This window comes from Cryobacterium breve (assembly GCF_004402375.1).
Taxonomy (GTDB): domain Bacteria; phylum Actinomycetota; class Actinomycetes; order Actinomycetales; family Microbacteriaceae; genus Cryobacterium; species Cryobacterium breve.
The window spans coordinates 22,730-34,683 of sequence record NZ_SOGJ01000021.1 but is presented as its reverse complement, the minus strand read 5'-3'; the positions used below and the strand labels follow the sequence as shown (position 1 = coordinate 34,683).

General features: G+C 66.8%; 8 protein-coding genes and 1 tRNA gene. 3 read left to right on the top strand and 6 right to left on the bottom strand.

Features of this window, described 5'->3' with window-relative positions; all coding sequences use genetic code 11:
• The first annotated feature begins 112 nt into the window (after positions 1-112).
• Entirely contained in the window at positions 113-865 is a 753-nt protein-coding gene (locus tag E3O65_RS07975; protein WP_134363215.1) for a CDP-alcohol phosphatidyltransferase family protein, read from the top strand.
• A 45-nt stretch (positions 866-910) separates the two neighbouring features.
• Here the strand turns inward: E3O65_RS07975 and E3O65_RS07970 are convergent, their stop codons facing one another.
• Positions 911-1,279 carry a hypothetical protein gene (locus tag E3O65_RS07970; RefSeq protein ID WP_241985803.1) on the bottom strand — a complete coding sequence of 123 codons (369 nt, stop codon included), beginning with the start codon at positions 1,277-1,279 and terminating at the stop codon, positions 911-913.
• Positions 1,280-1,533: 254 nt separating this feature from the next.
• Positions 1,534-1,623 (bottom strand) — tRNA-Ser (locus E3O65_RS07965).
• Positions 1,624-1,755: 132 nt separating this feature from the next.
• Between E3O65_RS07965 and E3O65_RS07960 the strand changes: the two genes are divergently transcribed.
• Together E3O65_RS07960 and radA are read left to right on the top strand one after the other, a co-directional pair.
• Positions 1,756-2,607 carry an SGNH/GDSL hydrolase family protein gene (locus E3O65_RS07960; RefSeq protein WP_241985802.1) on the top strand — a complete coding sequence of 284 codons (852 nt, stop codon included), beginning with the start codon at positions 1,756-1,758 and terminating at the stop codon, positions 2,605-2,607.
• A gap of 9 nt (positions 2,608-2,616) precedes the next feature.
• Complete coding sequence (radA, locus tag E3O65_RS07955) at positions 2,617-3,981, top strand: DNA repair protein RadA (protein ID WP_134363214.1); 1,365 nt, start codon at positions 2,617-2,619, stop codon at positions 3,979-3,981.
• 50 nt (positions 3,982-4,031) lie between these two features.
• Here the strand turns inward: radA and E3O65_RS07950 are convergent, their stop codons facing one another.
• The 4 genes from E3O65_RS07950 to E3O65_RS07935 form a co-directional block, all read right to left on the bottom strand.
• Positions 4,032-5,630, bottom strand: coding sequence for a diguanylate cyclase (locus tag E3O65_RS07950; RefSeq protein ID WP_134363213.1), 1,599 nt, complete (start codon positions 5,628-5,630; stop codon positions 4,032-4,034).
• Between the two features lie 167 nt (positions 5,631-5,797).
• Positions 5,798-6,223 carry a dehydrogenase gene (locus E3O65_RS07945; RefSeq protein WP_241985801.1) on the bottom strand — a complete coding sequence of 142 codons (426 nt, stop codon included), beginning with the start codon at positions 6,221-6,223 and terminating at the stop codon, positions 5,798-5,800.
• Between the two features lie 123 nt (positions 6,224-6,346).
• A complete protein-coding gene (locus E3O65_RS07940) occupies positions 6,347-6,985 on the bottom strand; it encodes a hypothetical protein (protein ID WP_134363211.1) in 639 nt (212 codons plus the stop codon).
• 54 nt (positions 6,986-7,039) lie between these two features.
• Positions 7,040-11,929 (bottom strand): ExeM/NucH family extracellular endonuclease, encoded by a 4,890-nt coding sequence (locus tag E3O65_RS07935; RefSeq protein WP_134363210.1) that lies wholly within the window; start codon positions 11,927-11,929, stop codon positions 7,040-7,042.
• Between the last annotated feature and the right edge of the window lie 25 nt (positions 11,930-11,954).

Genomic DNA, 11,954 nt, shown 5'->3' with positions numbered 1-11,954 from the left:
CCTGTCAATCCAGAAAGCGGTGCAGTCGAGCATATTCCCCCCTAATAGTGAACGGTTCCCGGCGGAGTGCCGCCTTACTGAATAGATGGTTCAAGAGAGAAACGAGGCAGGGATGGCCAAAGTTCACTTCGTGCCGATTTCAGCCGCGATCGTGGGGGCGGCAGCCGCGACGCTCCTCGGCCTTGTCGCTGTGCACTGGTACCGGTCATGGGTGCCGATCGTCGGGTGGTTGGCCACTCTGAGTTATCTTTTGCTGTCGACTGTATTCCTGCTGAGCGGGCTTCGACGCAGGAGGACAACTTTGTTCGGGCCGGCAAACGTCGTCACAGCGGTTCGATCAACGTTGGTCGGCCTGATCGGAGGGATGGTCGTTGTATCGTTCGCGGAGCCGATTCCCGTCCCCCTCCTGGTCGCCCTGATCGTGCCGGCCCTGCTTCTGGACGCTGTCGACGGATGGGTTGCCCGCCGCACAGATTCTGTGAGCGAGCTGGGCGCGCGGTTCGACATGGAAGTCGACGCGTTCCTTTTGCTCGTTCTCAGCGTGTACGTTTCGAATACCCTCGGGATCTGGGTACTGGCAATCGGCACGATGCGCTACGCCTTCGTGCTTGCGGGCCTGATCTTTCCCTGGTTTCGTCGGGTATTGCCATCCCGCCCGTGGCGGAAGGTGGTCACGGCCGTGCAGGGCATTGCACTGGCGACGGCCGTGGCGCGGATCCTCCCGGGGTTGGATGCCCTGCTGGTCGCGATTGCGCTAGCCCTGCTCGTCGAATCCTTCGGTCGTGACGTCGTTTGGCTCGCCGTGCGGCGGGCACGTCCCGACAGCGAGGAGAGGGACTCACTCACGACGCGGACGCTGGGGTGATGCAGCTGCTCGGGGCGCCAGCCTGCCATCCGCGTCGTGGTCTGCTCAGTCAATTCGTGGTTTGCGGAGCACCAATGCCGCGGTGAGGGCCAGCACCACGACGCCGGCAGCCTCGATGACGACCGTCTGCGGCACGAGGGTGAAACTCCACGTCTGCGCAATGCCGAACAACCCCACCGTCAGGGCGAGCACAAGCGCCAGAAGGCTCGCGATCATGAACAGCAGACCAAGCACGGTGGTGAGCCCCAGAAGCCTGCCGCGCAGCGTCAGGACCCCGATGGCCAGCAGGATGCCCGCGATGCCGTTGAGAACGAAAGACACGCCGAGCACGCCGCCGACGCCGTCGAACACCAGGAACAGGTGGATGGCGCCGGTCGCCGCGAGAGTGATCGCGCTGAGACTCCGCATCACCATGGGAAATCCTTTGCTCATGTCGTTCATCGTCACGCCTGCTTCCGATTCGCGTCACCCTCACTGCGGACATACTAGTGAAACGAGTCGGGCATCCCTGGCCGTGCATCAGCTTTTAATCCGCGCCACCAGCCTGCATGAGCGGGAAACCACGCACTACCCACGCCGGAAACGACGAATGGCCTCCGAAACCTCGGAGGCCATTCGTTCTGGGACGAGTTCTAAGAGCAGATCAACCAGTTCGCAGAACAACCCTGTGGCGGTACCGGTGGGATTTGAACCCACGGTGGAGTCTCCCCCACACAACTTTTCGAGAGTTGCACCTTCGGCCGCTCGGACACGGTACCGAGGGAGAGTTTAGTTGCAAGCGGGGGCCGTGCGCGAATCGCGATGCGGGCATCCGTGCCTGACTGCCCTTGAAGGCACCCCGAACAGCCCCTGACCGGCGGGAACCCAGCGTAGAGCGGTATTCTCACCGGGTGATATCGACGAACCACAGCATCCGCACACTGGCTCTGACGGCCGCCACTCTCGCCACGGCGGCCGGTATCGGCGCCGCCGCCCTGGTCAACTACCGGGGCTTCCAGCGTCGGGTCGCCGAAAGCTCGGTGATGCTCAACGAGACCCTGCCGGTGCACTCGCTCTGGTGGCGCACCCGCGCTAAGGACAAGGGGGAACTGCTCTACGCCGTCATCGGAGACAGCGCCGCCCAGGGCATCGGGGCGAGTTCCCCGCATCGCGGCTATGTCGGAATCCTGACCGACCATATCCGTCTGTCCACCGGACGCTCGGTGCGCGTGGTGAACCTCAGCGTGTCGGGCGCCACGGTCGAGTTGGCCGTGCGCGACCAGCTGCCGAAGTTCATCACCCTCACGCCCGATATCGTCACGGTCGCGATCGGTGCCAACGACATCGCCCTCTGGGACGCCGCCGTGTTCGAGGCCGGCATCCGGCAGATCTTCCAGGCTCTGCCCCAGCACGCGCTGGTGGCCGACCTGCCCTGCTTCCACCTGCCCCGCAACGAACGGATGGTCGCAGTCGCCAACCGCATCCTCCGCCAGGTGGCCGCGGACCACCGGCTGACCGTGGTGCCGATGCACGCCACGACCAAGCGTCTCGGGCTGCGCAGCGTCGCCACGCATGTCGCGGGCGACCTGTTCCACCCCAATAACCGCGGCTACCGGGCCTGGGCCGAGGCTTTCCTGCCGGCGCTGGACTCTCATCTCGAGCGCGGCATCCGGCCTGCCGACCTCCCCTCCCCCACACCGGGAGCAGCGCAGTCGTTCTCCGCCGGCACGCCCCAAAGGAGCGGTGTCAGCGGCCCGAGCTAGGCTCGCAGAATGGCCAGACCCGTTTCCTCCTTCCGCTGCACCGAGTGTGGCTGGACCACCCTGAAGTGGGCAGGCCGCTGCGGCGAATGCCAGCAGTGGGGCACCGTGGTCGACACCACAGAGAAGGCGAGCCTGGCCCGGGCGCTCAAGCCGGCCAGCGTCAGCGGCGCGGGAGTCGCCCGCCCCATTACTCACGTCGACACCACGGCCGTCTCGCACTGGCCCACCGGAATCGCCGAGTTCGACCGGGTGCTGGGCGGCGGCATCGTGCCGGGCTCGGTCATCCTGCTCAGCGGTGAGCCCGGCGTCGGCAAATCGACGCTGCTGCTCGAAGTGGCCTCAAAGGCCGCGGCCGCAAAGTCCCGCGTGCTCTACGTCAGCGCTGAGGAGTCGGTCAGCCAGGTGCGCCTGCGCGCCGAGCGCACCGGGGCGTTGCAGCCCGAGCTGTACATCGCCGCCGAGACCGATTTGGCCACAATCCTCGGCCAGATCGATGCCGTGCAGCCCAACCTCGTCATCGTCGACTCGGTGCAGACGGTGGCCAGTTCACTCTCCGACGGCCTCGCGGGAATGCCCAGCCAGGTGCGGGAGGTGGCGTCCACGCTGATCCGGGTGGCCAAAGACCGTAACCTTCCCATCCTGCTCGTCGGGCACGTCACCAAAGACGGCTCGATCGCTGGGCCCCGCCTGCTGGAGCACCTTGTCGACGTGGTGTGCCAGTTCGAAGGCGACCGGCAGACGGCGCTGCGTTTCGTGCGCGCGCTGAAGAACCGGTTCGGCTCGACCGACGAGGTGGGCTGCTTCGAGATGACCGGCGACGGCATCGCCGAGGTTCCCGACCCCAGCGCACTGTTCCTCAGCCGCGGCTCCACCCCCGTGTCGGGCACCTGCGTCACCGTGGCGCTCGAAGGCCGCCGGGCGATGCCCGTCGAAGTGCAGGCCCTCGTGATCAAGACCCAAGCGCCGAACCCCCGCCGCGTCACCAACGGGGTGGATTCTTCCCGAGTGGCCATGCTCCTCGCGGTGCTCGAGCGCCGGGCGAACCTGTCGGGCCTCGGCAGCATGGATGTCTACGTGTCGACAGTGGGCGGCATCCGTCTCACCGAGCCGGCCGCCGACCTCGCCATCGCCCTCGCGATCGCGTCGGCCTTCAAAGACCAACCCATCGCGCAGGGTGCCGTGGCCTTCGGCGAGATCAGCCTCGCCGGCGAGGTGCGGTCGGTTTCGGCGGCCAAGCTGCGCGCGGCGGAGGCTGCGCGGCTCGGATTCACCATCCGCATCGATGCCCAGTCCGGGGCTATCGGCACCGCGGTCGCCGCGGCGATCGCAACCGGCCAGTCCGCGCGGGACGCCGAGCTCGACCGCGCGTTCTAAACGGTGGGACAGGTCTCGCCAAGCCCGACCGACACAGACCCGACCGACGGTCAGCGGACCGCGAGCAGGTCCGGCTGCGGCTCCGGCGCCGTGGTCGAGATGACGGCCACATGCACGACCCGGTTGCGGCCGTCACGCTTCGCGACGTACAGGCGAACATCCGCCGCCCGCAAGAGGTCGGAACTCTGCTGGCCGTCGGCTGGGGCCAGGGCAACCCCGATGCTCGCGGTCACCGGCAACGTGCCCGTGATCCGAGACCAGTCGTAGTCCGCGATGGACCGGCAGACCGCCTCGAAGCGCATTTGGGCTTCGGCGGCTTCGACGCCGGGCAGTACCAGCAGGAATTCCTCCCCGCCGAGACGTGCGGCGATGCCGTCGACCACGGATGCCGCGGCAGCGATCAGGATGCTGCCCACCTCCCGCAGCACGCTGTCTCCGACCTCATGCGACAGGGTGTCGTTGATGCGCTTGAAATGGTCCAGGTCGACCATCGCGATGGCCAGGGTCGGTCCACCCTCGCGCATCCGGAGCAGCGCGACGCCGAGGTGCTCGTCGACGAACCGCCGATTGTGCAGTCCCGTGAGCGGGTCGCGTTCGGCCAGCTCGCGGTACCGTTCGCTCTCCCGCCGGGCCTCGGCCGTCTGGAAGACGGCCTCGAGGATGCGCCCGCGGGACTCGTTCTCGCTGGCGCCCAGCGCCTCGGACTGCTCGTGGAATTCACGATAGGCCTCGAACGCCGCACGAAAGTCCCCGTTCGCGGCGTGAATCTCGGCCTGTTCCCTGGCCGCCGCCGTCGACCAGCGGATCAGCCCGTTGCGCTGCGACAGGTCCCGGCACCGGTCGATCACGGTCTGGGCCTGAGCCAGCTTGCCCTGCATGCGATAGATCTCAGCCAGGGTGACCAGGGCCGCCGTGGAGCCGTCAGGGTGCCGGTCGCCCACGGCCGGGTCCATGGCGGGCAGCAGCTTCTGCTCGGCCTCGTCCAAGCGCCCCGCCGTGAGGTAGACACGCGCAACGGTGTCAAGGGCGTACATGCCGATCTGACGGTCACCCACCTCGGACAGGCCGATCAGCTGCTCCACGGCCGCAAGGGCCTCGGCCTGGTTGTGAGCCAGGTACTCGGTGTAAGCGAGATTGTTCAGGATGTTGTATCGAATGATGGTCTCAGGGTCGTCGATGACGAGACGGAGGGCGTCGTCGTAACGGCGCCGAGCCTCGTCGAGGGATCCGGCAGAGCCGAGAGCGTCGGCCAGGCACTTACGCGCGGCCGCCCGCATGAGCGGCACCTCCGAGTCCTCCAGCAGGTCGTTGGCCGCGACGGCGTGCTCGAGCGCCAGCGCGCGGTCGCCCACCATCTCGAAAATAGAGCCGAGCACGTCGTGGCAGCGCGACTGCAGGGCGAGTTCGACGTGCTGCTCCGCCCAACTCAGAATCTCCTGCACGTCGACGGCACTCTGACTCGGGTCTCCGCGACGGATGCGCACAGCTGCGACGACAACCTGCAACCGGCGTGCGGTCGCTCCGTGATCCCCCTCGCCGAGCTCAGCGAGCCACGTCTCGGCATCTTCGAGGGCCACATTTCGGTCGATCCAGAACTGACGTTCGATGCGCGCCAAACGCACATTGGTCGGATCTGATTGAGTTCCCACCACCACGACCTGCTCCCCGACAGGCCGATTGCTGACCGTGAAAAGTCCGTCGAACTCCGCTCGAGGAGCGGGCCGAACACTGTCTAGCGCCAGCCTAGCCCCAGCCAACCGCCGCACCCATCGATGCAGACCCCCAGCCCGAGGGGGCAAAAAGGTGTTGTTCCCGGTTACTGCCCGGCTTCGGTTTCGCCGGTCAGTTCCTCGCCCGGCAGCGGACCGAGAGCGCGCATCAGGTCTGCCGGAGCCGCCTGCATCACGTGGGGGCCGGCAATGTCGAAGAACACCATCTCGAGCACGTTCTGGTGCACCGTGAGGAACTCACGGAGCCATTGGGCGTCACCGATCATGACCTGCGGATCGACCTCGTCAGGAATCATGCGGGCGTAGTTCTCAGCAGAGGAGAAGAGCAACAGCATCCGGCGGTCGGTACCCTCCCGGCCGAACACACGCACCTGCTCCGCCTGGCCGTTGACGACCAGCTGGGGCACGATCATCACGTCGTTGCGGAGGGCATAGGCCACTGCCACCACATCCTGCGCGGCCAGAGCCGCGGCGAGCGCGAGGGAATTCGTCGGTGGAGTCTCGTCAGTCACACTGTCTATTCAACCAGTTGGTTCGACGTGGCCTCGACGACTTCGACCCGCGGGAGACCTGCCATGAGCGAACGGGGGCAGCAAGGGGTGCGGCAATCGACAGGTCACTTCGCCACCGACAGGTCAGGAGAGCAGGAACTGCTTCGGGGTGGACGCCTCGACGCCGCCCACGGAGACGCTCAGGTTGTACGCCGCTCCACCGGCCGGTGCGGCCTCACGGCTGGCCTCGCCGCAGGTCTCCAGGCTAGACCGGGTGCGATCCCAGGCGATCGGCTCCCCCGAACTGAGCGGCTTCCCAGGAGTCAGCGTGACCTCCGCGTCGGCCGGATCCTGCTGGCAGTCGGTCGACGTCCAGTAGACATCCGAGCCGCTCGACACCGTGAAGACCTGCGTCGCCGTACCGGCATTCAACACGCAGGGTTCCGTGCCGATATTGGTGACGCTCAGGGACAGCATCGGCTGCGCCCCCGGCTCGTACGTGACCGCGTCGGTGATGGCCTCCACCTGCACGGATGCCGGGTCGCAGGCGGCCGGGCCGGCCGCCGGGTCAGAGGCGGGGGCCTCCGTCGCCGTGGCCGAAGCCGCGTCAGAGGAGGTCGGCGCACCACCCGGACCGCCGTTGCCGGCGGCCGGGCGCACGATGAACGAGACGACCATGATGAGGAAGGCAAGCACGAGGAGCAGGCCCAGGCCCACTACAAGACGACGGCGCCAGTACACCGTGCTGGACTGGGGGCCGACTGGATGTTTGATCGTCGACATGACCCAAGGCTAGCGAGGTATACCGGCGCCGCCGGCACTACTGTGCGTGTCGGTTTATGATTCCCCGAATCCCACGCGGCGACGCCGAGCCAGCAGCAATCCTCCGAGCAGCAGCAGCAGCGTGCCGCCCGCCGCGAGGGGTGCGAGCTCAACACCGGTGTGAGCGAGGCCGCCCACGCCCGAACCTGAGCCTGAGCCCGTGGACGTGCCGGGTGTCGGCGTGGTCGGCGGCGTGGTCGGAATGATCGCCGCAGCGAACACCTCGATCTCGGTCCAGCCGATGACTCCCCCGGCGGCATCCTGAACGACGAGGCGGTACATCCCCGCCGTCGCGTCGGTCGGAACCACGGTGGTCACCTGACCCTGGGCGTTGGCGCGGAGCCAGCCGCCCAGGCTCGTGTCGTCGAGGGTGACCCAGACGTACTGACCGGCGAACTTCTCACCCACGGTGACCGTGATCGGGTCGCCCGCGTCGTAGCTGGGCTTGTCGGTCGTGACGAGGTTTTCCAAGTCGGCGTCGACGTCGCCCACGCTGGTCGGGGCATCCGTCGGCGCGATCGGAGCGTTGACGTCGATGGCGACCCGCACGATCGTGCCGGATTCCTTCGCAGTCAGCTCGAGCACGCTGTCGGCCGGGGCGTCGAGCGGCACCGTGAATGAGACGACCGACGAGCCTTTGGCGTCAACGGATGCCGTGCCCAGGACCGCTGTGCTGCCCGGCCAGAGCAGGGTCAGCACGGTGTTCTTCGGGGCCCCGAGCGAGCTCAGGTTGAGGCTCGACACCGTGAGGCTGACCGTGGCGCCAGGGTTGACGGCCGCAGCCGGCACGCCCGTGACGCTGGCCTGACGAGCCGCGAACGACGGCGTGACCGGGCTCGTGGCCGTGAGGTAGGCGATCCAGGCGTCCCGGTCGACAAGACCGGAGTCGCGCGTGTTCGTTCCATTCTTGAACTCCCGGAAGTTGTCGCCGCCGGTGAGCAGGAAGTTGAACGAACCCACCCGGTAGGAGCGCGCCGGGTCGATGGCTGAACCATCGATCCAGATGCCCGTCACGCGGTCACCCTCGGCCCGGCTCGCGTCGAACGTGTAGTTCACGTTGTCGGAAAGGCCCAGCTGCAGGTAGGGGCGGCTCGGGATGCTTCCCTTGGCATCCCGCTGCCACTGCTGCTCCAGAACGGTTTTGAACTGCGCGCCGGTGAGGCTCGTGGTCCAGAGGTTGTTCAGGAACGGCAGCACCGCGTTGGCCTCGGAGTAGGTGACGACGCCGTCCGGAGAGTAGACCAGCTCGGTACGCATGCCGCCCGGGTTGACGACGCCGATTTCGGCGCCACCCTTCTGCGGGTCGGAGAGCGATTCGCGCAACGAGTTGGCCACCAGGGTGCCCATGGCCGACGGTGCGGACCGGTCCTCGGCGCACGGTGCGACGGCACCGATGCACGCGCGGGTGATGTCAGCGGTGATTGAACCAATCGGCTTGCTGCCAATGACGGCGGACTCGGCGATCGCGGCATCCGTGATCGTCTTCACTGCGGCGACCCGAGGGTAGGCGGCGACCAGGGTGGCGTCAACGGCCTTCGTGCGCGGCACGTTCCGGTTCTCCACGGTGGTGGTGGCGCCTGTGGCGCGGTCGTAGTTGAGCACGACCTGACCGATGAACTCGCCGTAGCTGCCGGTCTGGAGCACCGGGCGGGTGACGCCGGCAGCCGCACCGGGAACCTGAGCATCCCAGTCGTACAGCTTGTGCGTGTGGCCGGTGAAAATGGCGTCGACCTTCGCTGAGGTCTGCGTGGCGATCTTGGCGAAGGCACTGTCGGTGAGGGCGAGCTCCTGCTCGAGTGTCGCGTTCTCAACGGTTCCCGCGCCGGCACCTTCGTGGTATTCGGCGATCAGCACATCGGCTTCGCCGTTGTCCAGGTTGCCGTCGGAGAGCTGGGCCGCGACCCGGTTGACCGCGGCGACCGGGTCACCGAAGGTGAGGCTGGCGATCCCGTTAGGCGACACCAGGCTCGGCGTCTCCTGCGTGACGGCGCCGATGACGCCGACTGTGACGCCGTTGACCTCGAAGAGCGCGTATTCCTTCATCGCCGGGGTCGTCGTGCCGAGCTTGTAGACGTTGGCACCGAGGTAGTCGAAGTCGGCCGCGTCAGCGACTCGCCCATTCAAATCCGCGAACCCCTGGTCGAACTCATGGTTGCCCACGCCCGAGGCCTTGAGCTCCAATGCGTTGAGCACGTCGATGGTCGGCTTGTCGTTCTGCGACGCCGAGGCGAAGAGCGTGGCGCCGATGTTGTCACCGTCGGAGAGGAACAGCGTTGCCGCGTCTCCGTACTCCGCACGGAGCTGCTCGATCGTGCCCGCGAACTTCACCGTATTGGCATCGATCCGACCGTGGAAGTCGTTGATGTTCAGCAGGTTGATGTTGACGCTGCTGGACAGCTTCAATCCGACGATGGCCGGGTCGTGGTCGGACGAGCGGAAGGCGTCGGCCGCGTAGAAGTCGGTGACGTTGTTGTTGTACCGGCTGTACTCGAGGGCGACGGACTCGACCGAGTTGATGTTCCAGACATCCACATCGGTGACCGCCGAGTTCGCCTCTGGCGACGCGAACACGTGGTCGAGCGAACCGACGGTGCCGCCGAAGGCATACGTGTATTCGCCACTCTTGGCTTCCTGACTGACGTACCCCGCGTCGGTGATGACCTTGATCGGGTCTTCCTGGTCGTAGGCGTTGAAGTCTCCGGCGAGCAGCACGCGGGCGATGCCGGTGGTCTTCTTGATGGTGTCGGCGAACGTGACGAGGGCAGTCGCCTGCTCCACACGGGACAGGTTCGACGCTCCCTGGCCGTCGCCCTGATCGGCATTGGCGCCGGTTCCGGAGCCCTTGGACTTGAAGTGGTTGGCGATCGCAACGAAGCTGCTGCCGCTGTCACCGACCAGCTGGAAGGCCTGGGCGAGCGGCTGGCGGGCGTTGGCGAACACGGCGTTGTCGAAGATGACGGACTGGCCCACGGTTTCAACGGCGGCCGTCTTGTAAATGAAGCCGGAGCGGATGACGTCTTCGCTGGCGGGGAGGGCGGCCGGCGAGGGTACGTGCGCCCAGACGTTGCTGCCCACCTGCGCGTTCAGCGCAGTGACGAGCGCCTTGAGAGCAAAATCTCGATCCTTGCCGAACCGGGCGGAGTTCTCGATCTCGAGGAGCGAGACAACCTGAGCGTCGAGGCCGTTGATCGCCGAGACGATCTTGGCCTGCTGGCGCTCGAAGCTGACCTGGGTGGCCGCGCCTCGGGCATCGCAACCACCGTTGACCGTGATCGGTGTTCCGGCCCGGTCGGAGTAGTAGGTGCAGCCCGGAATGGAGTCACCGGTAGTGGCGAAGTAGTTCAGCACGTTGAACGTGGCCAGGCTGATGTCGCCGCCCACGTCGCGCGGAGCCGCGGTGCGCGTGTTGCTGAAGGTGGCCGGCTGAACCGTCGCCGCGTTGGCGGGGACAAGTTCGGTGGTCGGCTGAAACTTCCACGCCTTGTTGCGGAAGTCGAAGATGACCGGCTTCGTGAAGGTGGCTGCCGCTCCGATGCGCAAGGGGTTGGCGGGCGTGAGGTACGGGACCGGCAAACCCTTGTTTGTCGCGTTGCTGAGGTAGTTTGTGGTGGCCCCGTCATCGAGGGTGACCGCGCGTGCCGCGTTGCCGGCAACGGCCGCGGTGTAGGCCTCCGTTCTGGGGCGAGCCGTGACGGTCGGACCTACGAGAGGGGTCTTTCCGGCGGCCAGGCCGATATCGCCGTACTGGTTGGTCGTGTAGTTGCTGGTTACCGTGAAGTCACCCTGGGGGGCGACGAGCATGCCCTCGAGCGATTCGCGGGCGGCATCCGTTGCCGGCAGCCCGACCGTGGCGGGCAGCGGAGCCACGATTCCGGCCTTGTCAAGCGCGATCACGTCGCTGAGCGAAGAAATCGCGAGCTGGGTCAGGTTTGAGAACTCGCTCACGGCGCCGGTGATGGAGAGGTAGTCGCCGATCGCGACCGGGGCGGTGGAGGTGTTCGTGTAGACGAAGATACCGTCGGACGCGGTGTGCGTGCTCAGGTCGACCGCGCCGCCCGAGCCGGCGGCCTGCAGGTAGAAGCCCTTGAACCCGCCCGTGGGATAGGACGCGGTGACGACTCCGGTCGTGGTGACGATCTGGCCGGCCTTCGGGCTGACGTCCGTCGTGCCCTGGATCTCCCTGATCGGGATGGCGTTAGCCGGGGTGACGGGGGTGACCGGCGGCTCCGCGGGCGGCGCGGTGGTCACTGGGGCGGCGGTCTCACCGGCCTTGTTGGTCGGCGTGGGAGCCGCGAGGGTGAAGTCGCTTGAGTTCGTGTCGGCGTCGGCGCCGGCCGTTCGGCCGAGGGCCGTGGTGACGGACGCCGCCGAGGCGACCGCGGTCTCGAAGGTCAGCGAGGTGCCGTAGCCGAGCAGATCGGTGACACCGGTCGCTCCAGCTTGGTTGCCCTGAGGCAGGGCCATCTTGGTGGTCGAGTTCGCGAGGAACAACGTGCCGCCGTCGCCACCGAAGGAGTCGCCTACCGTGGCGTCCGGAGTCGGGAGAGCGGCACCGATCGCGCCGTTAGAGGAGCCCTGAACGAGGTAGTAGCCCTTGGCGGGGATCGTTCCGGTCAACGCGACTGCGGTGGTGGCCGCTTCCACAGCCGTCCCGCCGGGCTTGCGGTACTGCAGAGAGGTCCCGTCGAGGGAGACCGCTGCACTCGTGGGGTTGTAGAGCTCCACGAACTTGTTCAGGTACGTCGCTCCGGCGCTACCGCCGTGGAGGTAGGCCTCATTGATGACAACCCCAGTGCCCAAGGTGTTGGCGGAGGCAGGCAGTGCGACGAGCGGTGAGACGACTAGGCCCAACCCCAGGAGGGTGGCACAGGTCAGCTTTAGATGGCTGCGTGATGCGGACGACATTGTTCCCCTAGCTATTCAATGAACG

Excerpts from the sequence above, each read along its gene's own strand:
- E3O65_RS07975 (WP_134363215.1), top strand. The coding sequence starts at position 113 with ATGGCCAAAGTTCACTTCGTGCCGATTTCAGCCGCGATCGTGGGGGCG.
- E3O65_RS07970 (WP_241985803.1), bottom strand. The coding sequence starts at position 1,279 with ATGGTGATGCGGAGTCTCAGCGCGATCACTCTCGCGGCGACCGGCGCC.
- E3O65_RS07935 (WP_134363210.1), bottom strand. The coding sequence starts at position 11,929 with ATGTCGTCCGCATCACGCAGCCATCTAAAGCTGACCTGTGCCACCCTC.
- radA (WP_134363214.1), top strand. The coding sequence starts at position 2,617 with ATGGCCAGACCCGTTTCCTCCTTCCGCTGCACCGAGTGTGGCTGGACC.
- E3O65_RS07940 (WP_134363211.1), bottom strand. The coding sequence starts at position 6,985 with ATGTCGACGATCAAACATCCAGTCGGCCCCCAGTCCAGCACGGTGTAC.